General features: G+C 39.5%; 22 protein-coding genes. 6 read left to right on the plus strand and 16 right to left on the minus strand.

The annotated features are described in order from the left end of the window. Positions 1-114: 114 nt before the first annotated feature. The 3 genes from meaB to CWD91_RS17335 are packed head-to-tail and all read right to left on the minus strand — an operon-like array spanning position 115 to position 2656. Positions 115-1155, minus strand: a complete 1041-nt coding sequence (gene meaB / locus CWD91_RS17325; RefSeq protein WP_394335729.1) for a methylmalonyl Co-A mutase-associated GTPase MeaB — start codon at positions 1153-1155, stop codon at positions 115-117. 2 nt (positions 1156-1157) lie between these two features. After that, entirely contained in the window at positions 1158-1718 is a 561-nt protein-coding gene (locus CWD91_RS17330) for a DUF2911 domain-containing protein (RefSeq protein WP_103442234.1), read from the minus strand. Between the two features lie 29 nt (positions 1719-1747). Further along, entirely contained in the window at positions 1748-2656 is a 909-nt protein-coding gene (locus tag CWD91_RS17335; RefSeq protein ID WP_103442235.1) for an aldose epimerase family protein, read from the minus strand. A 143-nt stretch (positions 2657-2799) separates the two neighbouring features. Here CWD91_RS17335 and CWD91_RS17340 point away from each other — a divergent pair, with 143 nt between their 5' ends. Genes CWD91_RS17340 through CWD91_RS17350 form a run of 3 tightly spaced genes read left to right on the plus strand, consistent with a single transcriptional unit; the run spans position 2800 to position 5480 of the window. After that, positions 2800-3342: an RNA polymerase sigma factor gene (locus CWD91_RS17340; protein WP_103442366.1), complete on the plus strand. Its 543-nt coding sequence runs from the start codon at positions 2800-2802 to the stop codon at positions 3340-3342. Then, positions 3326-3922, plus strand: coding sequence for a hypothetical protein (locus CWD91_RS17345; protein WP_103442236.1), 597 nt, complete (start codon positions 3326-3328; stop codon positions 3920-3922). Before CWD91_RS17340 ends, CWD91_RS17345 begins: the two co-directional genes overlap by 17 nt. A gap of 43 nt (positions 3923-3965) precedes the next feature. Then, on the plus strand, positions 3966-5480 hold the full coding sequence (locus CWD91_RS17350; RefSeq protein WP_103442237.1) for a hypothetical protein: 1515 nt from the start codon (positions 3966-3968) through the stop codon (positions 5478-5480). Positions 5481-5558: 78 nt separating this feature from the next. Here the strand turns inward: CWD91_RS17350 and CWD91_RS17355 are convergent, their stop codons facing one another. The 3 genes from CWD91_RS17355 to msrA all read right to left on the minus strand — a co-directional run bounded on the left by CWD91_RS17355 (position 5559) and on the right by msrA (position 9189). Next, the gene (locus CWD91_RS17355) at positions 5559-6887 is read right to left on the minus strand and encodes a Gfo/Idh/MocA family oxidoreductase (RefSeq protein WP_103442238.1); all 1329 of its coding nucleotides are present in this window, start codon (positions 6885-6887) and stop codon (positions 5559-5561) included. After that, positions 6888-8279 (minus strand): 3-keto-disaccharide hydrolase, encoded by a 1392-nt coding sequence (locus tag CWD91_RS17360; RefSeq protein ID WP_103442239.1) that lies wholly within the window; start codon positions 8277-8279, stop codon positions 6888-6890. Between the two features lie 244 nt (positions 8280-8523). Then, positions 8524-9189, minus strand: coding sequence for a peptide-methionine (S)-S-oxide reductase MsrA (msrA, locus tag CWD91_RS17365; protein ID WP_103442240.1), 666 nt, complete (start codon positions 9187-9189; stop codon positions 8524-8526). A gap of 710 nt (positions 9190-9899) precedes the next feature. Between msrA and CWD91_RS17370 the strand changes: the two genes are divergently transcribed. Continuing rightward, positions 9900-10136, plus strand: coding sequence for a hypothetical protein (locus CWD91_RS17370; RefSeq protein WP_103442241.1), 237 nt, complete (start codon positions 9900-9902; stop codon positions 10134-10136). 704 nt (positions 10137-10840) lie between these two features. Further along, entirely contained in the window at positions 10841-11077 is a 237-nt protein-coding gene (locus CWD91_RS17375; RefSeq protein ID WP_103442241.1) for a hypothetical protein, read from the plus strand. 60 nt (positions 11078-11137) lie between these two features. On the opposite strand, the gene CWD91_RS17380 is transcribed toward CWD91_RS17375, so the two are convergent. From CWD91_RS17380 to CWD91_RS17415, 8 genes are all read right to left on the minus strand, one after another. Beyond that, positions 11138-12439: an APC family permease gene (locus CWD91_RS17380; RefSeq protein WP_103442242.1), complete on the minus strand. Its 1302-nt coding sequence runs from the start codon at positions 12437-12439 to the stop codon at positions 11138-11140. Between the two features lie 395 nt (positions 12440-12834). Next, entirely contained in the window at positions 12835-14742 is a 1908-nt protein-coding gene (acs, locus tag CWD91_RS17385) for an acetate--CoA ligase (protein WP_103442243.1), read from the minus strand. A 216-nt stretch (positions 14743-14958) separates the two neighbouring features. Next, a complete protein-coding gene (locus CWD91_RS17390) occupies positions 14959-16656 on the minus strand; it encodes a sodium:solute symporter family protein (protein ID WP_103442244.1) in 1698 nt (565 codons plus the stop codon). A gap of 105 nt (positions 16657-16761) precedes the next feature. Further along, on the minus strand, positions 16762-17022 hold the full coding sequence (locus CWD91_RS17395; protein WP_103442245.1) for a DUF4212 domain-containing protein: 261 nt from the start codon (positions 17020-17022) through the stop codon (positions 16762-16764). A 79-nt stretch (positions 17023-17101) separates the two neighbouring features. After that, positions 17102-18178 carry an anhydro-N-acetylmuramic acid kinase gene (locus CWD91_RS17400; RefSeq protein WP_103442367.1) on the minus strand — a complete coding sequence of 359 codons (1077 nt, stop codon included), beginning with the start codon at positions 18176-18178 and terminating at the stop codon, positions 17102-17104. A 31-nt stretch (positions 18179-18209) separates the two neighbouring features. After that, positions 18210-19775 (minus strand): glycoside hydrolase family 3 protein, encoded by a 1566-nt coding sequence (locus tag CWD91_RS17405; RefSeq protein WP_239985840.1) that lies wholly within the window; start codon positions 19773-19775, stop codon positions 18210-18212. Further along, positions 19765-21039 (minus strand): MFS transporter, encoded by a 1275-nt coding sequence (locus tag CWD91_RS17410; protein WP_192877691.1) that lies wholly within the window; start codon positions 21037-21039, stop codon positions 19765-19767. The genes CWD91_RS17405 and CWD91_RS17410 overlap by 11 nt, the downstream gene beginning before the upstream one ends. Positions 21040-21112: 73 nt before the next feature. Then, positions 21113-22624, minus strand: coding sequence for a glycoside hydrolase family 10 protein (locus CWD91_RS17415; protein WP_103442248.1), 1512 nt, complete (start codon positions 22622-22624; stop codon positions 21113-21115). A 190-nt stretch (positions 22625-22814) separates the two neighbouring features. Between CWD91_RS17415 and CWD91_RS17420 the strand changes: the two genes are divergently transcribed. Continuing rightward, a complete protein-coding gene (locus tag CWD91_RS17420) occupies positions 22815-23630 on the plus strand; it encodes an N-acetylmuramic acid 6-phosphate etherase (protein ID WP_103442249.1) in 816 nt (271 codons plus the stop codon). 2 nt (positions 23631-23632) lie between these two features. Here CWD91_RS17420 and CWD91_RS17425 read toward each other — a convergent pair whose 3' ends face one another. Both CWD91_RS17425 and CWD91_RS17430 read right to left on the minus strand, forming a co-directional pair. Then, a complete protein-coding gene (locus CWD91_RS17425; RefSeq protein WP_103442250.1) occupies positions 23633-24037 on the minus strand; it encodes a c-type cytochrome in 405 nt (134 codons plus the stop codon). Positions 24038-24077: 40 nt separating this feature from the next. Continuing rightward, positions 24078-25199, minus strand: a complete 1122-nt coding sequence (locus tag CWD91_RS17430) for a PQQ-dependent sugar dehydrogenase (protein WP_103442251.1) — start codon at positions 25197-25199, stop codon at positions 24078-24080. Positions 25200-25270 lie beyond the last annotated feature (71 nt).

Raw genomic sequence — 25270 nt, forward strand, 5'->3', positions numbered from 1 at the left:
ATGTTCAACTTATTATTAAGAAATATTGGGATTTGCCCAATATTATTTTTACGCCCGTATAATCTTATCCTTTTGTAAATATATTATTTCAGCCTTATTGCTTAAATGTTGTATTTAGGGTTCTTTAGCAAGATTCAACAACTCCTCTGCAGCAGTAAATGGGGACATTTCTCCATCAATTACTTTCTTGATCATAATATCCAATTGGAGTTTTATTTTTTTATTTCCGTAAAACTGATGTTTTAGCTGGTCCTCAATGGTCTGTAATAACCAGTATTTATTTTGGGTTCTTCTTTTTGCGCTAATTTGGTCCTTAGCTAAGGTAGCATCAATATAGGTCTGGATCAGCTCCCATATTTCTGATATTCCTGTTTTTTGTATGGCAGAACAACTAAGTACCTCTGTGGTCCATCCGTTTTCTTTGGGAGGATAAAGATGCAAAGCCTTGGTGAATTCAGCTTTGGCCAATTTGGCCTGTTCAATGTTGTTGCCATCGGCTTTATTGATAACAACGGCATCTGCCATTTCCATGATACCTCTTTTAATGCCTTGAAGCTCATCCCCAGCACCTGCCAATTTCAAAAGTAAAAAAAAATCCACCATCCCATGTACGGCAGTTTCACTTTGGCCTACCCCAACCGTTTCCACTAAAATGGTATCGAATCCTGCTGCTTCACAAAGAATTATGGTTTCACGGGTTTTTCGGGCAACCCCTCCTAAGGAATGCCCGGTTGGGGAGGGGCGAATAAATGCATTCTTATCTTTCACCAATTCTTGCATTCGTGTCTTATCACCCAAAATACTACCCTTACTTATGGAGCTGGAAGGATCTACCGCCAGTACGGCAACTTTTTTCCCTAAGCCGGTAAGGTATGATCCAAAGGCCTCTATGAAGGTGCTTTTACCCACTCCAGGAACCCCCGTAATCCCAATGCGAATGCTTTTACCACTATGTGGCAGACATTCCTCTATGATTGCTTTGGATTTCTGAAAATGCGAACTGTTGGTGCTTTCCACCAATGTTATGGCCCTAGCCAAGGCGGCTATATCCCCTTTTAGAATACCTTGGGTTAATTCAGCTACGGACGGACTCATTTTTCTAAAAGATTTAACTATAGAAATATTTTTCCCTTCAGTATTTTTTTTGTTGGCCAAACTTATTTTTTAATGGGAACGCTAACTTTTGTTTTATCCCAGGCCAGACTTAGGTACAGCTGTTCCGCTTCATCAAAATCTATGTTAAGACTTTCTATTGTTTGTGACAATTGCTGTACCGGGACACTAATTTCTACCACATCCATTTCAGGGTTTCTTGTAGTTTCTTTCCCACCACTTAAAATGGTAACTCCCCATTCTGGAATTTCACTGTTGAAAATAAATCTCCAGGTCTCTTTGCCAGGTATGGTCCACAACGAATAGCTTCCGGACGGCAGGCTTTTACCCCCAACGCTAATGTTGGTAGCCGTGCTAAAAGTGGTAGGTTCATTGGCTCCTGTTCTCCAGACTGCATCAAAAGGCACCAATTCGCCAAAAATAACACGGTCTTTTTTAAAGGGACTACTGTATTTTACGCTTAGGTCCATTCCATTTTTATCGTAGGTAGCGGTTTTCTCAGGACTATTCTTTTTGGTCTGCTCGGTCAAATAAGATTTTCCGAATAAAAAGAAGGCCAAAATCAATACCACTATTACTATCACTAGCCATTTAAGAAATTTCATATCGGTTGGTTTTTCTGTTATGTATAGACCTAAAGTACGAAACTAAATTTAAACTCGGTTTCATTATGATAGGTTTCTCCCGGCTTTAAAATACTATTTGGAAAGTTGGGTTGGTTGGGAGCATCGGGAAAATTTTGTGTTTCAAAACAAATAGCAGCAAACCCTGCTGGCGTATAAACAACCACTCCCGGTTGATTGGTAATGACTTCCATGGATAAACCCGATTTATCAGAAGCCAGTACCGTACCATCCTTTAAACTGGAGTCCATAACAAATGGGGTATCCAAACGGACTTCACCTATCTTTTTCATGCTCAAAAAGTCATATTTGGAATTTTTAACCGAAACGATATTTCCCGTAGGAAGAAGCTTGGCATCTGTTTCCAGGTATTCCGGACAGGACAGTCTTAGGTGGCAATGGTCTATTTTGTCCTCACCATCCAAATTAAAATAGGAATGGTTGGTTAAGTTTACAGGTGTTGCTTTGTCCGTTGTAGCCTGATGGATAATAAATAAGGAGGAATCCACTAATTTATAGGTCACAGTGGTTTTTAAGTTTCCTGGATAGCCCTCCTCCATATCCTGACTAAGATAGCTCAACTTTACAAATGGATTTTCCCCATCTTGCACTTGGTCTATAGTCCAATACCTTTTTCCAAATCCCTTCTCACCTCCATGTAAATGCACACCATTCTTAGAAAATATCGGGTAGTTGACGTTGTTGATTTGAAAACCGTTGTTCGAAATTCTACCGGCATATCTGCCAATACACGCTCCAAGAGACTTGTTATCCGTTAAATATTTGTCAGGTTCCTCCAAACCAACCACCACATTGGTATCCACACCATCTTTGTTTTTCAAGATCATCTTTTGGATTATAGCCCCATAATCCAGTACCGTCAAGGTTATAAAATTGTTTTTTATTGTAACTTGATTCAATGTATTTCTTTTTAAGAGTTAAGATAAAAATACTCTTTTTTGCAACATTACAATGATTCCTTCGTCCTTTAGGTAATTGGAATTTGTTGGGAGTAGATAATATGTTACCAAACCCCTCCGATAAATTAAAGAAACTGGCCAAAATGTTTCAGATTGATATTGTAGAACAATGTAAACGTAACGATCGCAAAGCACAATTATCGCTGTACAATCAGTATTGTCAGGGCATGTTTTATGTTGCCATGCGGTTTTTGAAGAATCCGGATGATGCCGAAGACATTGTACAAGAGTCCTTTATAAAGGCGTTTCAAAAAATAGACCAATATAGGGGAGAGGTAACGTTTGGGGCCTGGTTGAAGAAGATTGTTGTGAATAAGAGTATCGATTTTCTAAAATCGAAGCAGCTTAGGACAGTAGAATTGAACGAGGGCAATATGAAGGTGGTAGAGGATGAAGATTGGACCGTTGAGGATACAATTACTATTAAGGAGGTAATGCAGGCCATTACAACATTACCGGAAAAATATAGGAATGTAGTGCAGCTGTTTCTGGTAGAAGGGTATGATCATAACGAAATATCCGAAATCTTGGATATAAGTTATTCCACTTGTAGAACAAGGTTATTAAGGGGTAAAGGGCAATTAAAGGAATTATTAAAAGCGAATAAGTATGTCACAGGATCTTAGAGAAATGTTCAAAAGAATGGATTCGGTTTCTGAGGAACCTATGAAGGTTGGTCATGAACAGCGTTTTTTGAAACGAATGGAAGAGGAACTTCCCAGGGTAAAAACGGTATCGTTTCCTCTTTTTAAAATTGCGGCTTCCCTAATAATTCTCATTGGATTGGGCGCTTTAATTTTAGTGAAATTGGGTGCTCCGGAACTTATGGATGCTACGGTTGTTGACAAGGACACCGCTCAGCCTGCGGAAAAAGGTATTTCTCTTGGTGATCTTTCCCCCGATTTAAAAAAGGTGGAAGACTATTATATGGTTAATATAAACTTAGAACTCTCCCAGTTAAAAATATCCGATCACAACAAAGCCTTGATAGATAGTTTTATGGAGCGGTTGGAGGAATTAAATGTTGAGTATAAAAAGTTGAATACCGAATTAAATGAAATTGGTCCCAATGACCAAACAATAACTGCCTTGATTAAAAATTTACAACTGAGATTACAATTATTACATAAACTAAGGGACAAGTTACAGGAACTAAAAAGGATAAGTAAAGAGGAGGGTGAAAATGACCTTATTACCAGTGTTTGAAAAAGATATTAAGGAATAAAACAAGAAAAATAAAATAGTACAGATGAAAAATACATTCAAAAAATTGGGATTGGTTGCTACCATTGTTTTATGGGCTGGTACTAGTTGGGTATACGCGCAAAAAAAATCCAAAACGTTTCATGAGAATTTTAATGTTACCAATGAGGTGGTTTTGGAAATAAACACTAGTTATACAGATATAGAATTTGAAACATGGAACAAGAATCAGATAGATGTTGTGGCGGTCGTGGAACTGGAAGATGTCTCAGAGGAAGAGGCCAACAATTACTTCAAAAATGAACCTATTAAAATTGTAGGAAATAGCAAGAATGTAAGTGTCAGCACGTCATTCGGGCACCAAGAATTCATTACCTATAATACTGATGATTTTGATATTGATTTTCTCCATCAATTTAATGGAGTAGGGGGAGCTCATGCTATTTCACCATTGGTGGAATTGCCCGAACTACCAGAAATGTTGGACATGCCACCGCTTCCTCCCATGAATATGCAACCTTTTGATTATGAAGCCTATAAAAAGGATGGGGAAGCTTATTTAAAGGAGTGGAAAAAGGAGTTTGACAAGGGTTTTGGAAAGGATTATCAGGACAAAATGGAGGAATGGAGCAAGCGTATGGAATTAAAGCGGGCAGAGATGGATAAGAGACGGAGTGAAATGGAGAAGAACAGGGAACGGGCCCATCAGGAGAGATCGGAGAAACTACAGGAAATGCAAAGACAAAGAATGGAAATGCATGAAAAAGCTCAAGAGCAGAATGCCAAAAATATTGAATCTGGTAAAAAGTTAAGGGAAATAAGAAATGAAACCAGGTCTATTACGATAGAGCTGGATACAGTTGGAGGGATGAAAAGAGAATTTATCTTTATGGATGAACGGCATCCTACTGCACCCAATGTTTTTTATTCCATAAAAAAGGGGGGGGATAAAAATTTAAAGGTCAAGAGAACCATTAAGATTAAATTGCCAAAATCAACCAGAATAAAGATGAACGTAAGACATGGGGAAGTAATTTTGGCCGACAACACCAAAAATATAAGTGCTACCCTATCTTATTCCACCTTGTATGCAACCACCATTGATGGGGATAAAACTTATATAGATGCCTCTTATTCTCCGGTTAGTGTGCAAAAATGGAACTATGGTCAACTAAAGGCAGATTATTCGGAAAAGGTAAACATCAATGAAGTTGAAAACCTGACCCTCAATGCCACTTTTTCAAACGTAAATATTGATCACCTATTGAACAAGGCATTTATAAAAAATAATTTTGGTCCATTGTCCATAAATTCAATTTCCTCAGATTTTACGGATTTGGATATTAACCTGCAAAATGCCGAATTTCGATGTGTATTGCCCAAGTCAGCATTTAATATAGCCGTAAATGGGAGCAATTCCGAATTGGTTTACCCAAAGGAACTGCAATTGCTAAAAACAAAAAATGGTTATAATACCTTGCAGAAGGGGTATCATATAAACAAGAGTAGTGGCAAGTCCATTATTATTAATTCTAAATTCACGGAAGTGGTTTTGCAGTAGGATAATTTATCATTATTAAAAATAAACGGGGGATTTTCAATTGAAAATCCCCCGTCTTATATGGTTGAAAATTTAGCACTACAATTTGGGCTCCCATCCATTCTGGTATTCCCTTTTCCAATGGGACATGGCCTCAGCATCATCTTTGACTTTGCCTGTGGCGGCATCAATATTTATCGTCCTGCCTACATCCTGGGCAATATTTCCTAAATGACATAACATAGTAGAAATACTGGCATCATTGATGTCAGAATTCAAGGATGTGTCCTTGCGAATGGCATTGAAGAAATTGTGAACGTGGTTTACATCCAGTCCGCCCATACCCATGGTATTGGTGGTAGCACTTTCCACTCCTTCTTCCACTTTCTTTATCAAACTGCCATCGAGGTTATATAGTTCGTAACTATTCCTGCTTAGGGTAATTGTACCCTTGCTTCCATAAATGGTCGCTCCCCTTCCAGGTTGCTCTGGTTTGATCAGGCCTCTACTATGGCCGGTCCAGGTAATAAACTTGTCACCTTCGTATTTATAGGTTACCTGTTGGTTGTCCACAAACTCCCAATCATCCTTAAAGGTATACTTACCGCCAAATGAGGTTACACTTGTGGGAAGGTCGACCCCAAGCGCCCAACGGCAAATATCAATTTCATGGGTACCATTATTATGTATTTCCCCTGTACCCCAAGTACGGAACCAATGCCAATTGTATGGGTGGACATTATCCCTATATGATTCCCTAGGTGCTGGTCCTTGCCATAAATCCCAATCCAAAGTTTTTGGAACCTCTATTTTATTGCCAATTCCTATGGAACCTCTATTGCTGGAATAATAGGCCTCACCTTTATACACCTCCCCAATAATTCCTTCCCGGATCTCTTTAACGGCCAATGCGGAACTTTGTGCGGAACGCTGTTGGTTTCCCATTTGAACCTTTTTGCCATATTTTTTTTGAGCAGCTACCAAAAGCTCATTTTCATGAGGATTGTGGCTACATGGTTTTTCCACATAAACATGTTTCCCCGCCTGTAGGGCCATTATCGCCATAGGGGCATGCCAATGTTCGGGCGTAGCTATGAATACAGCATCCACCTTCTTATCCTCCAAAACTTTTCTGAAGTCTTTTTCCACTTTGGGGACATAACCAATGTTCTCTTTGCACCATACATTGTGTTCAGCAAGAATCTGGTCATCCACGTCGCAACTGTAAAGTATTTTGGCATTTGGGTCTTGGTTAATCGCCACAAAGTGAGCCTTGGCCCTGCTTCTCACTCCAATGACTGCCACATTTATTTTGCCGTTGGCTCCTAGTATATTACTGTAACCCATACTCGGCATTATCAATCCGCCCAAGCTAAGTGCGGCACCGCCCGCTGCCGTTTTTTTGATAAAATCTCTTCTCGTTTTCATTTATTCGCTTTTGTTTATGCTTTTTATTTTGATGTTTTTGAACGATACTCTATCTCCATGATCTTGAAGAAGAATGTGTCCTTGTTCACCTTCACCAAAATTAGGCCATTTAACGTATTTACTTTCGGACACCAATTTGCGATAGTCATCGCTTTTTCTTTCATATTCCAAAACTTTGGTTCCGTTTAACCAATGTTCAACATGGTTGTTGATCGACTTTATATGGGCCGTATTCCATTCTCCAATTGGATTGATGGGCTTGTTGGGGTCCGCTTGTATAAGATCATAAAGTGAAGCTACCGTTCTACTGCCATCGTGATTGCCCAATTTTGCATCTGGGTGGCGCGCATCATCCAATATTTGATATTCCAGTCCAATGGAAGAACCTGGTCCTTTGTTAAGATCGGTATTTACGTAATATTTTATTCCACTGTTGGCACCTTCAGTAAGTTTGAAGTCTAATTTTAATTCAAAATCTCCATAAAGGTCCGTTGTTACTATGTCTCCACCAGCTGCAGATTCTTCACCACCTGAAGGCAATACAGTAAGCACTCCGTCGACAATTTCCCATCCGGTTTCCGGAAAGCCGTCCAAACGGGCACCTCTCCATCCATTGGTAGTTTCCCCGTCCCACAACAATTTCCAATTATCCTTTTCTTCACCAACTGTAAGCTTGTTCTTGGTGACAATTGGAGTCAAAGGTGATTTTCTGGAATAGGAATCCAAGTTGTCCGTAAGTATTTTAACGTTCTTCCAAACAATTTGGGTTCCTTCGGTTTTGTCTTTTCCTATACCATGTACCTGTAAGGCAATAAAACCGCTCGCTGTTTTATCATCTATCAAATAGGAGGCAGGCACCTCGTTAATCCAGGTTTTTAGGGTATCTCCTATAGCTTCAATTCTGTAATGGTTCCATTCATTTTGTTTAAAGGCCTTTTGTGCATTTGGGTTACCGTCCAAAGGATTTAACCAACCCCGTCGGCCCTCATCGTAAATACCCGCGCTCCAAGCTCTTTCAGAAGGATCTATTTCAATTTGGTATCCATGTACTCTACCGTCCATATAGGTTGGAATACTATTACTTCTAATCTGAATGCCGGAATTCATGGATGGATCTACTTTATAGTCCAATTCCAAGATAAAATCCCCATACATTGTGTCGGTGGTCATAAAAGAGTTGGGCGTGTTGTGAACAGTGGTTCCAACTATAGTGCCATCAACGACTTCATATTTGGCAACCCCACCTTTTTGGTTCCAACCGTTTAAGGTCTTGCCATCGAATAAATCTACCCACGGAGTGGTGTCCTTTTCCGTTCCTGCGCAACTTATTAATAGGGATCCCATTATTATGGCGGCAATTAAGGTTGATTGGATTTTTGATCTTAATTTCATTTCAAATATCTTAATTTTTATTATGTGAACTTGAAAGGTATAAAAAAGTGATTAATTATTGCCCTGATCATCTAAAAAGACCAATAATTACAAGTTAAAATAAAGCAAAAAAAAAGCCGCCGGCTATGAGCTTGGCGGCCTAAATTGTAATTATACTTTTTTATAATGGTATTATTGACGCCCTATTGCGGAGATGAACCCATACTTCCAGTCGTTTACAAGGTGGTTTGGTTCGGGGTTGAAATCAATGCGACCTGTCCTTTAACAACTCCGGAAATTTTGCCTGAAATTGTTTTAATCGAGGTACCGATATGTTTAAGATATAGGAATTGTTAGGATTGTTTTTCTCAAAATCCTGATGATAGTCCTCCGCATCATAAAAGATAGTAAAAGGTTTTACCTCTGTTACTATAGGTGCGGAATAGACTTTCTCCTTCTCCAAATTGGAAATATAGTCGGTTATAATTTTCTTTTCGGTGTCGCTTTTATAAAAGGCGATGGACCTATACTGGGCACCTTTATCCGGTCCCTGTCTATTTAAAGTAGTGGGGTCATGGGAGCCAAAAAATACTTTTACCAGGGTTTCAAAAGAAATCACTTTTGGATCGTAATATACTTCCACTGCTTCGGCATGTGTAGTTCGTCCATAACCAACCTGCTCATAGGTGGGGTTTTTTTCCTTGCCACCGGAATAGCCGGAGACAACTTCCTTTACACCCTTTACACTTTCAAACACCGCCTCAACACACCAAAAACAACCACTGGCAAAATAGGCGGTTTCATACTTTTGAAGTTCATTCGGTGTTAACTCGGCCATGACCTCACCCTTTTGTTGGGATTTGGTTTTGGATTGACAACTGATTGTGGTAAATCCTAAAATCCCTAGTAGTACAATCTGTAATAGTCTCATAGTATATATTTCTTATTGTTATAATGTTCTATTTACTCATAAGTTTATTAATGCTCTTTCATTATTATAAAACTGCAAAAATCTTGCCTTTTTATTAGTATAAAGGTTAAAGCCTGCCAATATAGTTGCTCTATGTCTTAACCTTTAGTGATTGTAATTTAAAAATACTTACGGAATTTTTCATTAAAAGGTTTAAAGTATCATTTTTATTCGTGGGATACATATTCCAATCGCCTCAGGCTTGTTAAAATGGGATAAAAGAACGAACCCCTCCACAAAGGCTGGGTTCCTGGTTTAATTTACTCTTACCCTTGCAAAGTATCTTAAAGGGGGATGTCAGGGCTTGTCCCGGGGTTTGGCATCATTTATTATGTATTTGAATAAATGTACTGCCCTATAGGACAATATTACTTATATCATATACCAATGTTCATCCACAGGTATGTTATGGTCGCAAGAAAATCAATATTGTAAACTTTTTACTACATATTTTGCTAGGTTATTGATTTTTTGATTAGTAATCCTGTAAGAATTACCGATTAAATACCAATATCATCGATTAGCGATTTGGGACCCTCTTTTCATTCACCGAGCATTTTCTGCACTTAATCGAGAGATTTGTCAGATACCGAAAAATAAGGGGTTTAAACGATTTGTGACCTATGCCAAGCTGCATGTGGCGTTAAATTTACATAACAAAACAACGCAACATGAAAACGCTTTTAACTTTAATTTTTGTTCTTTTTATCGGAGTAGCTGCACAAGCCAACAATGTTGAGCAAGAAGTGAAAGTTGAAACTGTTACCATGAGTATTGTTACTTCTACCGAAAATGAAGTTTCTGTTAAAAACGAAAATAAGGTAGCTCGTTTGTACATGTTCAAAAATTCTAGGGTTAAAAAAGAATTGTCTTTCTCTACTAAATTGAACAAAGCTAAATTGGCTTAATCACATAGCATTCTTTTTAGGAACTATTAATTACTCAAAAAAGTTCAGCTATTATATCTATTGACATTTGGGAAGTACATAATGTATGTTTGAAGAGCCTTTGGTGTCTGCCCTATGGAAATCATATAATTGGAATTACTTCCTTTTACTCACTAACTCAGATTTGAATGCTCCGACGCTTTCCTACCCGTTCCGTTCTGGCAGGCGTTGAATTGTTATCAGTATTTTCCATCCGATGCCTAATGGGCCTGCCTTTGCCTGCAGACAGGCTTGCCCTGAGGGAATTGACTAAAGAAAGGGCCGCACCCAGTTCTACTATGTATGGACCAACACCTAGCCAATTGAGATGTTTTATTCCGAAAGCCAATCACACTTAATATTTGCACTTGAATTCGAAGCTGGGAGTATTGGATCGATGATAGTGTAGATTATCGGCAGCACTTACCTTATATCAACTACTATTTATAAGGTTTTTATTACAAAAATTGATGGATTATTGGTTTTTGGACTGATAATCCTGTAAGAATTACCGATTAAATACCAATATCATCGATTAGCGATTCGGGATCCCCTTTTCATTCACCGAGCATTTTCTGCACTTAATCGAGAGATTTGTCAGATACCGAAAAATAAGGGGTTTAAACGATTTGTGACCTATGCCAAGCTGCATGTGGCGTTAAATTTACATAACAAAACAACGCAACATGAAAACGCTTTTAACTTTAATTTTTGTTCTTTTTATCGGAGTAGCTGCACAAGCCAACAATGTTGAGCAAGAAGTGAAAGTTGAAACTGTTACCATGAGTATTGTTACTTCTACCGAAAATGAAGTTTCTGTTAAAAACGAAAATAAGGTAGCTCGTTTGTACATGTTCAAAAATTCTAGGGTTAAAAAAGAATTGTCTTTCTCTACTAAATTGAACAAAGCTAAATTGGCTTAATCAAATCGTTTTTTAAATCTAAAAAATTTGTTTCTTAATTCTTTAGGTTTGAAGTCACTCCTACTTTCTCTTCAAAAATTTGTCCTTAAGGAAATATATCAAAGTCAGTACCGCAATATAAACCCCAAATCCGATAACCTCTTTGCGTTCTAGGTTGGATAGTAGCCAAACAATAATAATTACCGACAGTATGGGCACCAGATAACCTCCAGGTATCCTAAATTCTTGTTCGGTAGTTTTGCCCGATTTTCTTCTTGAACTTATTACCGAAAGGGATACCCCTAGATAGACCAGTAATATTGATGCACTTGAAATAACGGCCAATTGTTTAAATCCTCCTAGGGAAGCCAATAAAAATCCAATTGTGGCATATGTAATTATAGCTATATAGGGAGTTGAAAATCTGTCATGGATTTTTGAGAGTGGTCCAAGGGGTAGTACATTATCTTTTGCGGCTCTAAAAAGTACCCGTGGCATACTCAATATTTCACTACTTAAATTTCCCAACATAGAAATGGCGGCCCCTATCGTGATTATGGTAAAACCAATGGGACCAAAAACCTGTTGGGCTACCATGCTTAATGGATTGTCCGTATAAGTGGACAAGGAAGCCCCCAGTACGCCCTGTGATACTGTCTGTATAAGGATATAAAGAATTAAAACACCAATGATACTTATAAATATTGCTCTTGGAATGGTCCTATTGGGTTTTTTTACCTCGCCACTTATAGATAATCCGGTCTCGGCACCCTGAAATGCGAAAAACAGAATAAGGGATATAACACCAACTTCTGAAATTGTTGGGGTGGAATCGATTATAAGGTTGTCAAATGAAACATGTCCCCAAGAAAAAAACACCAATAATAGAAGAGGAATAAGTTTGGTGAGGGTAATTGTTTTTACCAAAACCATTCCTTCCTTAATACCTTTAACGTTAATATAGCCCAATCCGGCGAATAGTATAAAGAAAACAAGCGTCCTAACATAACCGGTTTTAAAAAAAGGAAAAATAGAACCCAATACATCTACCAATGCATTGGCAACGGCCCCGTCTGCCGATAAGGCGGAAAGCACAAAAAGAATTACCGTTAGAAAACCAAAATAGGGTCCAAAAGAAGATTCAATATAGGTGTAGGCTCCTCCTGAAGTAGTTACCTTACTGCCTATCTCAGCAAAACAAAGCATTACCAAGCTAATTAACAGGCCACAGAATAAATAGGCGTAAATACTGGAAGTACCTAGGCCGGCAGCAACAATGGCAGGTAAGGCAAAGATACCGGCGCCGATCATAATATTGACTAAGTTGGCACTTAGGCCCCAAACACCCACCTCCCTTTTTAAATGTTCATTGGTTTCTTGCATTGGTTATTTTGGTTTAAGGGATTTTAATACCCAAGGTTGGTGAACGCGGGTGACCTAAATTAACACTTTTATATTAATAAATAGTGAGCTAAAGCGGTGGGGTTATTTTTGGAGTTTACCATCAAAGGAGACTTTTCAAGGTTATCTGAAAAGTTTAATGATGATGTTCAACCTTTTCTTGGACGGCACCATTTGTTACCGATAATTATCTAGTGAGGGTATTTTTTTTGACTAAGTAAGTGAATAATCCGCATTAGTGATTGTAGCGGTATCCTTTTTTATGCTGATAAGGGAAGGTATTAGGAACATTTATGATGTCCTGGGCATAAAAAAGATATAGCGGAAAGCACGGCCACTTTATGTTTTCTCATAAAGTGGCAATGCCCCACAATTAATTATAGTACGTTGTCCTTAATTTCTTCTACCACTTCAGGATTAAGTAATGTACTGGTATCTCCCAGATTGCTCATATCATTACTTGCAATTTTGCGCAGTATGCGTCGCATGATCTTGCCAGAACGGGTCTTTGGCAGACCAGAAGTGAACTGTATCTTATCCAGTTTGGCTATTGGGCCAATATGTTCGGTAATGATCTGATTAATTTCGTTTCTAAGGTTATCGTGGTTACGGGATTCCCCGGTTTCTTTGAGGATTACATAGCCATATAGTGCATTCCCTTTAATATCATGTGGGAAGCCTACAATGGCCGATTCTGCCACTGCTGGGTGCTCGTTGATGGCATCCTCTATAGGGGCGGTACCTAAATTGTGACCAGAAACAATGATCACGTCATCTACTCGACCGGTAATTCTGTAATAGCCCACCTCGTCGCGCAAGGCGCCATCTCCTGTAAAGTATTTGTTGGGGTAGGCGGAGAAATAAGTTTCTTTATACCTCTCGTGATTGCCCCAAATAGTCCTTGCCATGCCCGGCCAAGGGAATTTTATACACAGGCGACCTTCCACCTGGTTACCCTTAAGTTCTTGGCCCTGTTCGTCCATCAATGCCGGTTGTACCCCAATAAAGGGTAGGGTGGCATAGGTAGGTTTTGTTGGAGTAACAAAGGGGATTGGTGTAATCATAATACCGCCTGTTTCTGTTTGCCACCATGTGTCCACAATTGGACTTTTCTTTTTTCCAATGATATCATTGTACCAATGCCAAGCTTCTTCGTTAATGGGTTCCCCAACGGAGCCCAATACCTTTAACGAGGAAAGATCGTGTTTTTCGGCAAAGGAAATATTTTGTTTTGCCAAGGCCCGGATGGCTGTTGGAGCCGTGTAAAATTGGTTTACCTTATGTTTTTCCACTATTTGCCAAAAGCGACTAAAATCCGGATAGCTAGGTACTCCTTCGAACATCAGGGTAGTGGCGCCATTGGCCAAGGGACCGTATACAATATAACTGTGCCCCGTAATCCAGCCAATATCCGCGGTACACCAATAAACATCGTTTTCGGTGTATTGAAAAACATTCTTGAAAGTATAGGCGGTATATACCAAATATCCGGCAGTGGTATGTACCATGCCCTTTGGTTTGCCGGTAGAACCTGATGTATACAGTATGAACAGTGGGTCCTCGGCATCCATGATTTCTGGAACACAATCCAAATAAGCATTTTCCAACAAAGGTTGCAGCCATTTATCGCGACCTTCTTTCATGTTTATTTTGGCATTGGTACGCTTTACCACCAAAACAGTTTCAACACCAGGGCAATCCTGAAGTCCCTCGTCCACAATACCCTTAAGGTCAATGGATTTTGAACCTCTATAAGATCCATCTGAGGTAATTACCAATTTACAGTCACTGTCATTGATACGCGTAGACAAGGCGGTTGCTGAAAACCCGGCGAACACCACGGAATGTATAGCCCCTATTCGGGCGCAGGCCAATAGGGCAATGGACAACTCAGGGATCATGGGAAGGTAAATACACACTCGATCTCCCTTTTTAATACCTTGGTCCTTTAAAACATTTGCCAATTGGCAGACGCGTTCGTGTAATTGATGATACGTAATATGCTGGGCTTCCTCCTCCGGATTATTGGGCTCAAAAATAATGGCCGTTTTCTCTCCTCTGGTAAGTAGGTGCCTATCTATACAATTTTCAGTAATATTAAGTTGTGCACCTTCAAACCATTTTACTTCTGGCTTTTCAAAATCCCAACTTAAAACGTTGTCCCATTTTTTTCTCCATAAAAAATGTTCTTCGGCTACTTCTCCCCAGAAATTTTCTGGTTCGCGAACCGATTTTCGATAAACTTGGTAGTACTCTTCTAAATGTTTAATGTGATAATTGCTCATCGTGTTTCTAAAATTTCTATAAATTTATATAAATCATCCATAAAAGGATAGTTTCATTCAATGATTTTAATAGTGAATGGCCTTTTTTTTTGAGTAACTGTTAAAACTGTTAAGCTCAAGATTAAGGATTCATTTTTCAAGTATAAATCCGAACAATTTGTCGCCATTTGGTTCCAATTTTTTGCGATGTTTGTTTTCTCCCCTTCCACGATGCGATTAATGGTCTACCGCATCTCCTGCACCACTGGGAATCCTAATATTCTCCACTATTTCCTGTACGTCCTCTGGGGGTTCTGGTGTAAATCTATTGATAACCAGAGCAACTATAAAGTTGACTATCATAGCAACTGTTCCAAAGCCCTCAGGTGATATTCCGAACCACCATTCCGACTTATCAGGAATTTCGCCCAGCCAGCCCAATTTAAATTTGGCCATATAGAACAACATTAAACTGATTCCTACAACCATACCGCCTATGGCACCTTCCTTGTTCATTTTCTTGTAAAAAATCCCTAAAACAATGGCGGGGAAGAAGGAGGCTGCTGCCAGTCCAAAGGCGAGTGCAACCACAGCCGCTACAAATCCAGGGGGGTTAATGCCGAAATATCCGGCAATAACTACCGCTATGGTAGCTGCACCCCTTGCAGCCCACAGCTCTCCTTTTTCCGAGATACTGGGTTTAAACACTTTCTTGATCAGATCATGGGATACAGAAGCCGAAATAACCAGTAACAATCCGGCTGCCGTACTTAAGGCAGCAGCCAAACCTCCTGCAGCTACCAAGGCAATTACCCAGGCCGGAAGGTTGGCGATTTCAGGATTGGCAAGAACCATAATATCATTATCTACCGTTAATTCATTTTTATCCTTATCGGCTACATATTGAATGATACCATCTTTGTTTTTGTCGTCAAAGGTCAATAATCCCGTTTCCTCCCAGTTTTTAAACCAGGCGGGCATAAGGCTATATTCCTCATTGCTCACCGTATCTATTAAATTGATTTTGGCAAAAACGGAAACGGCCGGGGCGGTAGTGTATAAGATGGCTATAAGCAACAGGGCCAGTCCTGCAGATTTTCGTGCATCCTTTACTCTTTTAACTGTAAAGAACCGAACAATAACATGGGGCAATCCTGCCGTACCCACCATTAATGCCAAGGTAATGGCGAAGACGTCGATGACCGATTTGGAGCCATCCGTATATTCGGCAAAACCGAGCTCCGTAGACAATCCGTTCAATCGGTCCATTAAAAAGGTTCCTGAACCATCGTTTAAGGTGGATCCCATTCCAAGTTGGGGTATGGGGTTTCCTGTCATTTGCAAGGATATAAAAATGGCCGGGACCATAAATGCAAATATCAGGACACAGTATTGTGCCACTTGGGTATAGGTAATTCCTTTCATGCCACCCAAAACGGCATAAAAAAGTACTATGACCATTCCTATGATTACACCGGTATTGATATCTACCTGTAAAAACCTGGAGAAGACTACCCCAACACCTCGCATTTGTCCGGCCACATAGGTAAAGGAAACAATTAAAGCACAAAAGACAGCTACGATACGAGCGGTATTGGAATAATAGCGGTCCCCAATAAAATCGGGTACGGTAAACTTTCCAAATTTTCGCAAATAGGGGGCTAGAAGTAATGCCAATAGCACATATCCACCAGTCCATCCCATTAGATAAACGGAGCCATCATAACCTGCAAAGGCAATAATTCCGGCCATGGAAATAAAGCTGGCAGCGGACATCCAATCGGCTGCCGTTGCCATTCCGTTGGCCAAAGGCGACACACCTCCACCTGCGACATAAAATTCTTTGGTTGATCCAGCCCTGGACCAGATGGCAATTCCTATATAAAGGGCAAAGGTGATTCCGACAAGAAGGTACGTCCAGACTTGAACACTCATATTTTAAGGTTTTTGGTTGATATATTGAATTGCATCAGGAAGCAATTGGGAGTATGCCCAAATACGTTTCTGTATTTAACAGTGGTTTTGGAAAAATAAGGGGAGCTATTCGTTGTAACCATACTTTTTGTCCAACTTGTTCATAAGACGAACGTAAACAAAAATCAAGACCACGAAGACATATATGGAGCCCTGTTGGGCAAACCAAAATCCCAATTTGAAACCGCCAATTTTTATGGTGTTCAGGGCATCTTTAAAGAGAATCCCAGCTCCAAAGGATACGGCAAACCAAATGGATAAAAGAATAAATAAATAACGCACATTTTCCTTCCAATAGGCGGTGGCCTTTTTTTGCTTTTCACTCATTATATCTTTGGTTTTGTATTGAAGTAAAGTTTAAGTAACCAAGATAAGGTTTTGATTTAATATACCAAACGATATGCTTTTAACTTGGTAAATAAACAACACCGCCATAAGAATCCCGTTTGGCTCCGGTGACAGAACTTAAGCAATTGTTTTTTTGTTTCTCCCGCAATACTCCCATAAGGGCAAATACTAGGGCTTCCTTAAACTCTATCAAGGTTTGTGAAGGTGAAATAACTTTTGTTTCTGTACCGAGTTTTTCTCGTAGGCAGTCCATTAGGAAAGTGTTTAGAGCACCTCCACCGGTAACAAATATGCTTCTATTTGTTTTATTCTTCTGTGTTTTTACTTGCAGGGCTATCTGATCGCAAATATGGTGAATGGCCGTATGTAGTAAATTCTCAGTAGTATCTGAAGTGGTCTCTACAATAGGTACGACTTCCTCCACAAACCATTCAAAACCTATAGATTTTGGAAATGGCAATTTATAGAATTCAAGTTCGTTCAGTCGGTCCAGCATTAATTGATTTATTTTTCCCGTTCGTGCCAAGGAACCTCCCTTATCGTAATTGAGTTTTATCTTTTGAGTGATATGGTTGAGAATCATATTGGCCAGTCCTATGTCGTAGGCCAGTCTTTTTCCATTTTCCTCAAAAGATATATTGCTTATTCCGCCAAGATTGAGGCAAAAGTCGTACTGCCCAAAAAAGAGTTTATCCCCAATTGGGACCAAGGGAGCTCCCTGTCCTCCCAAGGCAACATCGTTGGTCCGAAAGTCGCATATCACCTTAGTGGCACATTCGTTGGCCAGGTGTTGGCCGGAACCTATTTGAAAGGTAAGTCCGTTTTGTGGCTGGTGGTGGGTGGTATGACCATGGCTGGCAATAAAATCGACATCCCATTGATAGGCCTTAATAAAGTCCTTTGTTTGTGTGCCCAGCCAAGTGCCATAGGAATTGTGAAATTGTAGTAGTTCGTCTGCAGGCAAGAAAATGGATTTCTTTAGCTTTTCCTGCATCTCCTCGCTATATGAAATACTATGGGTCTGTTTAATTTCAAAATCCCAAGCATTAGGGGTCTCCCATATATGGCAATATGCGAGGTCCAATCCGTCCAAGGAGGTACCGGACATTAACCCGATGACTTTGTGTATTTTCATAATCATTTTTTTTTACTGTTTGCCATATCCGTTAATTCTTTTTAAGGTTGATAGAAACAGCTAAGCATCCTTTGGCTTTTTGCTTTCCCATGAAATGTGCAAAGGCAATATCTTGAAATTCCGAAAAGTTTTGATATCCCAATACTATCGCTTTGGCTGCTTTATAATTTATAAGGTTAAGCACATAGGGGTTTCCAAAAACATATAGAATAACCTTTTTTGTATTTAGTAAGGTCTCAAGCTGTTGCAATTCTTCGGACTTAAGATCAAAATCATTGTGTGGCTTAACTTTAGGGGGGTAAAGCGCAATTAGAATGTTATCCTTGTTTTGAGATCCTTCAACTGCTATTTTTGAGGTCCTTTCTATAAATATTCTGTTGGGCGACTCACCTAGAGAAAGACAAGTGAAGCCTTCTTGCTTAAATTCTTTGATGATGTCGTTGCTGCCAGTAAATAAAGTAAGGCTTTCCTTGGCCAACTGTTTGTTTAATATAGAGGTTTCCCCTAGGTCTGTGCTTGTTAGGGAATGGGAGGCAAAGGCTTGTTCCTTTAACTTCCATACCCGTTTAAATCGCTCTTCGATGTCAAGGGAATTCGCATTGCCCAAGATGGTTTCTATGCCTTCTGCCGTGTTTTCTGCAAAACAAAGTATATCGTTGCCGGCATCAAAAGCCCGCCATTCGAGTTCCCCTTTTGTGGGAAACATTTTGCTAACGCTATGCATGTTTAAAGCATCGGAGATAACCACACCATTAAAATTTAGTTCTTGGCGCAATAGTCCTTTAATTATCGTTTTGGAAATGGTGGCCGGAGCGCCCTCTCCGTTATCCAAAGAGGGAACGGATAAATGTCCAACCATTACACTATCCACTCCATTTTTAATGATTTCTCTAAAGGGATATAGTTCATTTTCCATTAGAACCTCCTTGGACTTCTTAATTATTGGCAAGCCAAGATGGGAATCCGTAGCGGTATCCCCATGTCCCGGAAAATGTTTGATACAACTTAAAATACCTTCGCTTTCCATGCCTTTGATAAAGGCAATTGCTTTTTTGGTAACATTTAATTTATCCTCTCCAAAGGAGCGGTAACCAATTACCGGATTATTGGGATTGTTGTTGATGTCTACCACAGGCGCCAAATTCCAATGTATACCTGCTTCCCTGCAGTCACGGGCAATTTGTTGGCCCACCTGAAAAATTAAGTCGTCTTTATCTCGGATGGCCCCTAAAGTTATGGCGTAGGGATATTGGGGTGTATTTTCTATGCGCATGGCCAATCCCCACTCCGCATCTATACTGATTAGCAATGGATATTTTGCTGCCTTTTGGTAGCGCCGGATAAGGTTTTTAAGGGTGGTAAGGCTTTGCACGTTATATACAATTTTCTTTTTGCCCTCAAAGTTAGTGGCGGCACTGGCTCTGCTATGAAAAAAACAAAGTCCGCCCACATGCTGTTGTTCAATGAGATTTTCCAATTCCAGAATCTCTTCTTCTGTATCATTTATGAAGGCGGCGGGCATAAATAATTGGCCAAGCTTTTCCCTGAGGGATAGTTTGTTCGTTGCTGAGTTGTATGGATTCATATTAAATGACATCGGCATTCAACTTTTTGCCATAATCGGCTGGATATTTAATAAATTTTAAAAGGAAGAGGGCTGGTAGGGCGGCAATGACCACCCAAACAAAAAAACCTCCATATCCAAGCCATTCCTGAATATAGCCGCTGATCATTCCTGGCAGCATCATGCCCAGGGCCATAAAACCTGTTGCAATGGCGTAGTGGGAAGTTTTTGAAATTCCCTCAGCAATATAAATAAGAAAGATTAAAAAGGCAGCAAATCCAAAGCCATAGCCAAATTGTTCCACAACTACCGTCGCCACTACGGCTACTATACTGGTCGTTTTGGTAAGTGCAAGAATTGCATACATGGCATTGGGTACATTCAATGACAGGACCATGGGCAACATCCATTTTTTTAGGCCATCCTTGGAAATCAAGATCCCTCCAAGGATACCTCCCAAGGATAACATAATAACTCCGACCGTGCCATAAATAGTCCCCACTGCCTCAGTGGAATATTCCAATCCGCCAGCCGAGGTTTTGTCCAACAAAAAGGGAGCGGCCATTTTTACCAATTGGGATTCTCCTAAACGGTAACTCAAAATAAAAGCCAAAGCGATTCCAATATTGGGTTTCTTGAAAAATGAAATAAATACCTCCAAAAATCCCTCTGGCTTTTCTTGAACAATGGCTTCCGAAGTTTCATATTTTGGGGCAACAAAAAAGTTCGCTATAGTCAAAGTCAACATTAAAATTGCGGCTGCGATCATGGTAACGGACCAGGCCTTGGTGTTGTCCCCGTAATAGTTTTCCAAGAATCCGGCAAGGATAACAATGAGTCCCTGCCCAGTAATCATGGCCAGCCTATAAAAGGTACTTCGCATACCCACGAAGAAGGCTTGTTTCTTCTCGGTAAGGCCCAACATATAATATCCGTCAGAGGCAATATCGTTGGTTGCGGAAGCAAATGCCGCCATCCAAAAACACGCCAAAGTAGTGGTGAAAAAAATGGTAGTGGGCAAGGTCAAACCCACGCCTAAAATGGCGAACGAAATAATTAATTGCATGTATAAAAACCAATTTCTTTTGGTGCCGTTTAAATCCACAAACGGACTCCATAAGGGTTTAAGCACCCATGGAAGGTATAACCAGCTCGTGTATAAACCTATATCTGAGTTACTGATACCCAGTTTTTTATACATTATTACCGAAACTGTTACTACAAGTACGTAAGGAATGCCTTGCGTAAAGTATAAAACAGGAACCCAAGCCCATGCCCCCTTGTCTTTTTGAATCATTTTATTCAATTTTGTCGTTCAAATATTGATCTTAATTTTCTTAAAAATGGAGAAATAAAAATGTATTTATCCATTAATCTATTTTGATAGTTTCAGGGTTACTTTCCTGCCCAAAAGTATTTATAAATGTTAAAGCGATATGTTTTTTGCCTTGCAGTAAAGAGGTGTTGAAAATAAAATTTTCCGAGTTCGTTAGTGGTATTTTCGCCACTAATTGATCGGTGTTTTTCAGGTCCAATTTGGATTCTTTTTTTGCAACATATACCAAAGCATATCTTAAATTTTTTTCTTGATCGGGTAATATTTTAAATTTTAAAGCCCCATTTTTTTCTTCGAACTGGGTAGTTATTTTTACGTTGCCGAAAGTGTTTTCTTGGAGGGGTGAAATAGGGGGCAAGGCTAAATTGTGGTAATATTTTTTTCTTAATATTTTTAGTACATCCTCCTTATCGGACATCAGGGATTTGGCACTAAAAAATACATTGCCCATCACAATTTTATCTTCCCTTGCTAATTTTAATTGTTCTGGAAGTTCTTTTTTATTGTCCCAAGCCTTATCGCTATTGTTTCTTATTTTGTATGGTCCATTGCCAATATAAAGGTTGGTGTTCCCGCTATTTTTGGACCACCAGTCCACAATCTTCCGATGTGACGCCACGGGTAGATCCATGCTCCAATAAACTTGGGGAACCAAATAATCTATCCAACCTTTTTCCATCCATAACAACGGGTCGGCATATAAGTCCTCATAAGTGGTCTGGCCCGCTTTGGTATCCGATCCACGTGGGTCGGTTGAATTGTTTTTCCACACTCCAAAGGGACTAATACCAAACTGTACCCAAGGCTTTTTGTTTTTTATGGTTTCATGTGCATTCTTTACGAGACTGTCTATATTGCTCCTGCGCCAGTCCTCCAATGATTGTTGAGGTAGGGCATGTTTTGCATAAACAGCGGAATCTTCAAAAACTTCGCTTGTAATTTTATAGGGATAGAAGTAGTCGTCAAAGTGGACCGCGTCTACGTCGTAGTTGGCAACAACTTCTCCTATGATATTGGTCAAATGCTCTTGCACTTCTGGTAAACCAGGGTTGTAATAATACTTTTTTCCGTATTTCAACATCCAGTCGGGATGCAGATTATAGTCATGGTCTTTACTTAAAATTTCCAAATTTTGGTCAAAGGTAGCTCGGTAGGGATTAAGCCAGGCGTGGAATTCCATACCTCTGGAATGCGCCTGTTCTATCATCCATTGTAATGGGTCGTAATAGGGATTTGGCGCTACACCCTCATTGCCTGTAAGGAAACGGGACCATGGAGCGTATTTGGAAGGATAAAAGGCATCCCCTGCTGCCCTGATTTGAACAATTACAGCGTTAAAATTTAATTCCTCATAAAAATCCAGAATTTTTAGATAGTCCTGTTTTTGTTTTTCAATGCTATCAAGACTATTTTTTGGCCAGTCAATATTGACCACGGTAGCTATCCAAACCCCTCTAAATTCATGTTTAGGTGTTGGTATGGGCGATTTGAACACGGAACATGAGGCGAAAAGGCAAAGAATGGAGATAATAAATATTTTTCGCATTGGCTGAAAGGAGAATTGTATTGATATATTTTGAAAACTAAATTAAGGCTTTTAATATTATTTGAGAGGAAATCTGCACTATCTAATATTATTGTTTGTAAACATTATCTCTAGTGGAGTTTGAATCATTTTTGATCATTTTGATGTCAAAAAAACTATTTTTGTTCTAAGAATACAAAAACAAACCGTAATGGCGACATACCAAAAGATAACCGAATTACCATCAAATTATACTGACCTGGAATTGATGGATACCGCTACCATCCTTAGTAATATGAATAAGGAAGATCAATTGATTGCAGATGCCGTAGCCTTGGTTATTCCGGAAGTGACAAAATTGGTCGATGGTTTGAAAGAAAGGTTCGATAAAGGAGGCAGGTTGTTTTATATTGGTGCAGGAACCAGTGGACGATTAGGTGTTTTGGATGCTTCGGAAATACCGCCGACCTTTGGCTTGCCTAATGATCGCGTTATTGGATTGATTGCCGGTGGGGATACTGCACTTAGAAATCCCGTTGAAAATGCTGAGGATAATGGCCTTCAGGCCTGGAAAGACTTGCAAGTTTTTGATATAACAAAAAACGATACCGTAGTTGGTATTGCTGCATCTGGAACAACGCCTTACGTAATTGGTGGGGTAAAAGAAGCTGCCGCCCGTGGATTGTTAACTGCCTGTATTACAAATAATCCTGGCTCTCCCTTAACACAGGCGGTGGAGATTCCAATTGCGGTAAATGTTGGTCCAGAATTTCTTACAGGAAGTACGAGGATGAAAAGTGGAACTTCGCAAAAATTGGTTCTTAATATGATATCTACAGCCCTAATGATCAGAATTGGCAGGGTAAAAGGTAATAAAATGGTGAACATGCAACTAACCAATGAAAAATTGGTAGATCGCGGAACCCGATATTTGGTTGAAGAACTGAAAATTGATTATGCCGAGGCAGAAAAATTATTGAAGAAATACGGTTCGGTTAAAAACGCCATTGACGCCAGTAATCGCTAAAACTATTTATTTACGTTCATAGAAACTTCTTCTACAGTAACAATGTTGTCGCTTTTATTGCCCCAAGAATTAAGGATATAGTTCATTACATCTGCAATTTCCTCATCTTCCAGGCCCATTGGTGGCATTATGTTGTTATAGGCTACCCCATTCACCAATATATAACCTTGTTGACCATATTTTACACCCCTTATACTTTCCTCTCTTTTGTTTAGTAAAAAATCTGACTTGGCCAAAGGAGGGAAGGTTTTTTCAACGCCTTCACCATTGGCCATATGACAAGTTATACAGAAGTCTGAATATATTTCCCCGCCTCTATTAATACTTTCTTCCAATTCCTTGTCTTGAAACAGGAAAATGGACAATGAAAAAATGGAAACGATATAAGTTAGTAGCAAGAATTTCATATACTAATCTTTTGGATGTTCGGGAAAAATGAAAAAAGTCTTATTTCTTAGGTACCAATTTATAGATACCTTTACCCTCTACGGCCACATATATAAAACCGTCCGGTGCTTGGCGTACATCGCGAACACGTCCCAAGTCGGGCATTAACTTTTCCCTATAAACAACCTTATTGCCTTTAAGTTCCAATCGCTCCAAATATTGGAATTTCAAAGAGCCGATCAATATATTGCCTTTCCAATCCGGGTATTTGTCTGAAGTTACAAAAGCCATACCACTTGGTGCAATGGATGGTACCCAGTAATGTATTGGTTGTTCCATACCTTCCATTTCGGTCTTGTCCGTAATTGGGGTACCACTGTAATTGATACCGTAAGTAATCACCGGCCAGCCGTAATTCTTGCCTTTTTCAATAATATTTATTTCATCACCTCCCTGTGGGCCGTGTTCGTTATCCCAAATTTCACCGGTCATTGGATTTTTGGCCAGACCTTGGGGATTTCTATGTCCATAACTATATATGGCAGTTTTTGCACCTTCGGTGTTTACAAAAGGGTTGTCTGCCGGAATGCTCCCGTCTGCATTTAAACGGTATATTTTTCCACCATCCGTGCTAAGGTCCTGTGGGTTAACGTCCCTTTCTCCACGCTCCCCAATTGAAAAGTATAAATACCCATCATTATCAAAGGCAATCCTAGATCCAAAGTGATTTCCCCCAGTGGTGTTTGGAGTAGCTTTGTAAAGCAATTGGGTGTCGGTAAGGCTGTTGTTGTTTAGTTTTGCTCTTATAATTGCCGTATTTCCGCCCTTATCCTCACCGTCCTCCGAGGCATAAGATATATAGATCCACCCATTATTGGCATAATCAGGATGTAAAACAACATCCAGAAGTCCGCCTTGACCTCTATTATACACTGCAGGTGAATTATTTACTATATTTTTTTTGCCATCCTTAAAAAGGATTAATTGGCCAGCCTTTTCTGTGATAAGCATACTGCCATCCGGAAGGAAGGTAAAACCCCATGGGGTTTGTAGTTCATCGATTATTAGTTCAGCAGTAAAAGGTGGATTATCAGATGTATTTACCTCATTTTCAGTTTGTTGTGCACAAGAAAAATTTAATGACAACAAGGCGACGAATATAATATGGATACTATTTTTCATAATTCAGCGTTAAATAATAAATAATGTAGCTAAGAACGCTAAAGATAAATATAAAATATAAGTTTAAACTA

The sequence above is a fragment of the Arenibacter hampyeongensis genome (genome assembly GCF_002909255.1).
Classification (GTDB): domain Bacteria; phylum Bacteroidota; class Bacteroidia; order Flavobacteriales; family Flavobacteriaceae; genus Arenibacter; species Arenibacter hampyeongensis.

Bases quoted from the DNA above. Each gene is read 5' to 3' on its own strand.
- CWD91_RS17375 (WP_103442241.1), top strand. From the start codon at position 10,841: ATGAAAACGCTTTTAACTTTAATTTTTGTTCTTTTTATCGGAGTAGCT.
- CWD91_RS17360 (WP_103442239.1), bottom strand. From the start codon at position 8,279: ATGAAATTAAGATCAAAAATCCAATCAACCTTAATTGCCGCCATAATA.
- CWD91_RS17340 (WP_103442366.1), top strand. From the start codon at position 2,800: ATGTTTCAGATTGATATTGTAGAACAATGTAAACGTAACGATCGCAAA.
- CWD91_RS17415 (WP_103442248.1), bottom strand. From the start codon at position 22,624: ATGCGAAAAATATTTATTATCTCCATTCTTTGCCTTTTCGCCTCATGT.
- CWD91_RS17400 (WP_103442367.1), bottom strand. From the start codon at position 18,178: ATGAAAATACACAAAGTCATCGGGTTAATGTCCGGTACCTCCTTGGAC.
- CWD91_RS17420 (WP_103442249.1), top strand. From the start codon at position 22,815: ATGGCGACATACCAAAAGATAACCGAATTACCATCAAATTATACTGAC.
- CWD91_RS17345 (WP_103442236.1), top strand. From the start codon at position 3,326: ATGTCACAGGATCTTAGAGAAATGTTCAAAAGAATGGATTCGGTTTCT.
- CWD91_RS17350 (WP_103442237.1), top strand. From the start codon at position 3,966: ATGAAAAATACATTCAAAAAATTGGGATTGGTTGCTACCATTGTTTTA.
- CWD91_RS17430 (WP_103442251.1), bottom strand. From the start codon at position 25,199: ATGAAAAATAGTATCCATATTATATTCGTCGCCTTGTTGTCATTAAAT.
- CWD91_RS17370 (WP_103442241.1), top strand. From the start codon at position 9,900: ATGAAAACGCTTTTAACTTTAATTTTTGTTCTTTTTATCGGAGTAGCT.
- CWD91_RS17330 (WP_103442234.1), bottom strand. From the start codon at position 1,718: ATGAAATTTCTTAAATGGCTAGTGATAGTAATAGTGGTATTGATTTTG.
- CWD91_RS17390 (WP_103442244.1), bottom strand. From the start codon at position 16,656: ATGAGTGTTCAAGTCTGGACGTACCTTCTTGTCGGAATCACCTTTGCC.
- msrA (WP_103442240.1), bottom strand. From the start codon at position 9,189: ATGAGACTATTACAGATTGTACTACTAGGGATTTTAGGATTTACCACA.
- CWD91_RS17395 (WP_103442245.1), bottom strand. From the start codon at position 17,022: ATGAGTGAAAAGCAAAAAAAGGCCACCGCCTATTGGAAGGAAAATGTG.
- CWD91_RS17355 (WP_103442238.1), bottom strand. From the start codon at position 6,887: ATGAAAACGAGAAGAGATTTTATCAAAAAAACGGCAGCGGGCGGTGCC.
- CWD91_RS17405 (WP_239985840.1), bottom strand. From the start codon at position 19,775: ATGTCATTTAATATGAATCCATACAACTCAGCAACGAACAAACTATCC.
- CWD91_RS17380 (WP_103442242.1), bottom strand. From the start codon at position 12,439: ATGCAAGAAACCAATGAACATTTAAAAAGGGAGGTGGGTGTTTGGGGC.
- acs (WP_103442243.1), bottom strand. From the start codon at position 14,742: ATGAGCAATTATCACATTAAACATTTAGAAGAGTACTACCAAGTTTAT.
- CWD91_RS17425 (WP_103442250.1), bottom strand. From the start codon at position 24,037: ATGAAATTCTTGCTACTAACTTATATCGTTTCCATTTTTTCATTGTCC.
- CWD91_RS17410 (WP_192877691.1), bottom strand. From the start codon at position 21,039: ATGATTCAAAAAGACAAGGGGGCATGGGCTTGGGTTCCTGTTTTATAC.